The 2,770-nt window shown below is 28.4% G+C and carries 1 protein-coding gene; it reads right to left on the reverse strand.

Going from position 1 to position 2,770, the window contains the following annotated elements; genetic code table 11:
* Nucleotides 1-23: 23 nt before the first annotated feature.
* Nucleotides 24-2,588 carry a YfhO family protein gene (locus tag FC45_RS07320; RefSeq protein WP_006588221.1) on the reverse strand — a complete coding sequence of 855 codons (2,565 nt, stop codon included), beginning with the start codon at nt 2,586-2,588 and terminating at the stop codon, nt 24-26.
* Between the last annotated feature and the right edge of the window lie 182 nt (nt 2,589-2,770).

Raw genomic sequence — 2,770 nt, forward strand, 5'->3', positions numbered from 1 at the left:
CCAGTTCAAATCTGGCAAACGGCTTATTGTTTTTTCTTGATAAAAATACTTTCTATTAGTAAAAGTAGTGCACCCAATATAGTCAAAAATATCCCTAGTTTTAATCCAGGTATTTCAAAATATAAATTAATTGTATGTTTACCAGATGGTAGGTTAAGGGCTATGAAGGAATTGAGAGTTTTACTAATCGGTGTAGATTTTCCATCAACTATTGCGTGCCAACCATTAGTATAAGGAATAGTAGTAACTAAAGATTGTCCCTTGTGAATTGTAACAGTACCCGAAATCGAATTTCCTTTCCAATTAGTGAGGTTCATTTTATTATTTTGAGCTTTTTTAATAGTTTGCCACAATTCTTTTTTATTAAGTAGATAAAGCGATGGCCGAATTATTGTTAAATTATGAGTAGAAGCTTTAAATGTCATAGTTAAAGTGACTTTTCCAGAAGCTGGTACAAAAATTCCAATAGGTTGTGTGCTAAATGGCATGGATCTAAAGCTTTTTCCGTTAATGGTTAATTTACTTGCTCTAGAATCTCCATCTTCGGCGGTCATGATTTGTTTGTCTAAAATTATGTATGCACTTGTATTAGGTGTTGCAATATAGTTAAAAGTTAATGTTGTAGACTTAGAAGTATCTATTTGCTTAAAACTTATATTTTGTTGATTACTTGAAATTTTAGCATTTTGATAGCTTATTCTTCCTTGAATTGCTTTACTAAAGTAATTGTTATTAGAGTTTGTTAGTTTATTTAATATTTTACTTTGATTTTCTAATGGATTATTAGAAATAGGAATAAAGTTATTATAACTGTACCCTGCAAATGCTAATGGAAAAGTTTCTGATTTATAAGCTATATTATGTGAATCTTTATACCAAATAGGGTTCTGGCTTAAGTCCTCTCTTAATCCATAGTTACGAAATTTAGGAATTGTATCGTTAGGCCGATTTGTTTGAATATTTGTTTTTATACCAAATAGAGCATCAGTCAATTGAGTTCCAGTTAAATAAAAATAGAAGTATCCTAGTCCTTGTAATCCCAAATCATCATAAAGATTGCTAATTTTAATATCATTATTTGAAGAAAAGACAGTTGCTCCTCGATAATTAAATGTATAGCTTTCGCCCCTATTTTGATTAATTAAAAAGTTCTTTTCTAATCGACTATTTTTAGCAGTAGCTGGTAATTTATTAATTAGATTTTGAGTTTCAACAGTATAGTTTTCATAACTAGATGGGATAACAGAATGCCAACTAAAAATTGCGTTTAAACTTATTTCTAAAATTGTAATAATTAGTAACCATATACTATTGATTTTCTTCTTAGTGTAAAACCAATAAGTGACAGTAGCAATTAATATCCAACATACTGAAGAAATAATCCAAGCTAAATTTATAGAATTTTTATGTCTTATATAAGCTGAAATAATAAATAATATTCCTAAGATAATAGTGGTGAGTTCAACTTGTCTTTTTGTTAACTGTTGTTTTGCCAACTGATAGCATGCAACCAAAATAAATAAAAAATTAAGTATAAATGCAAATCTAAAAGGATAAGATTGAGGTGGCTGACCAGCATGCCATAAAACATAAAGTTTATTAGATAATAATCCTGAACAAGTAAATAAAAGCAAGGCTAAAGTAGCAAGTTTTTCTCTTATTTGTATATGAATATTGAAAAAATATGCAATTGTTAATAGCAAAACTAAACTACCAGTATAAATAAGAGGAAGTTGAGTGTTGCTTGCTCCAAAAAGCATATTTGATGGAAGATTAAAAAGCAATTTAGGAATACTGTAATTAGTAATAGCATAGTGAGTACTTAATTTTGTTTCTTTCAAATTAAGTAGTGTAGGTAGTTCAATAAAAAGAGTCAATAATACTCCACTTATTGAATAAAGTACAAAGTAAGCTAAATTCTTTAAAAATCTTTTCCAGGTTTTAAACTTTAAAAAGGAAATATAAATGAAATAAGCTATTAGAAACAATCCAATCATGTAGCTAGTGTAGTAATTAGCCAATATAGTAATAGCTAAAATGATAGAATAGATAGGTTTCTGTCTACCAACTGCAAATTTATGGGTTAATAATATTAGCAAAGGAAGAAATATAATAGCATCTAGCCACATTAAATTTCCCATGTAAAAAATTGTATAGCTCGAAAGTGCATAGCTAATTGAAACTGTGATAGCCAAAGTAGATGTTAGCTTAGTTAATTTTTGAATAGCATAGCAAAAACTACCAGCTGCTAGCATCACTTTAATCCAAATAATTGTATATAAAGCTATGGTTATTTTAGAAGCGGGGAATAATAAAACAATAAAGTTCAGAGGACTTAATAGATAGTAAGCCCAATTACCTATCATGCTTCCACCTAATCCATTGGAAAAGCTATAAGCAAAATCTGAATGATTACCTAAAATCACATGTCTAAAATATTGAAAAAAAGATGTGTATTGGGTCATTAAGTCACCAGAAGTGATAACTCCCCCTGCGTAGACATTTTCATGTCTGAAAAAGGTTATTGTCAAAAAAATAATTGCTGTAATTATACCAGCTAATAACCAAGGATATTTTTTTAGTTTCATATTCACTCTCCAAAATAAATAATATATCACCTGATTAATTTTACTCTATATTCTCTTTTATTTACATAAGCGATATAGATAAGTGATTATGCAGCATTATATAAAAAGCAAAATTTGTGAATATATTACCTATTGATTTATTTCGATTTATTCATTTGAAGGTAAATATGTAATTATCCGTA

The organism is Lactobacillus jensenii DSM 20557, assembly GCF_001436455.1.
GTDB classification, from domain to species: domain Bacteria; phylum Bacillota; class Bacilli; order Lactobacillales; family Lactobacillaceae; genus Lactobacillus; species Lactobacillus jensenii.